General features: G+C 61.0%; 1 protein-coding gene. It reads right to left on the bottom strand.

What is annotated here, in order from left to right; genetic code table 11:
- Positions 1–231 (bottom strand): hypothetical protein (locus AAHB90_RS32705; RefSeq protein ID WP_342089522.1); only part of this gene is annotated, 231 nt, incomplete at both ends.

The raw sequence follows: 231 nt of genomic DNA, 5'->3' as shown, positions 1-231 counted from the left end.
CATGTAGTCGGGAAGCTGGCTGGAAAGGTGTGCATGCACCTGATCCCGCAAGGCGCCATCGCCTACATAGTAGCCGATCAAACGCTTGTGGCCGCTGCCGTCGGCGCGCGCCACGACAACACCCTGGCTGATGCCCGGCGCTGTTTGCAGCACGCTCTCGATCTCGCCCAGCTCGATACGGTAACCACGCACCTTCACCTGGTCGTCGATACGCCCCACATATTCGATGTT

Source organism: Dyadobacter sp. OTU695, from assembly GCF_038440355.1.
Classification (GTDB): domain Bacteria; phylum Bacteroidota; class Bacteroidia; order Cytophagales; family Spirosomataceae; genus Dyadobacter.
Note: the sequence above shows the minus strand (reverse complement) of the source record. Positions and strands in the feature narration are given on the sequence as shown.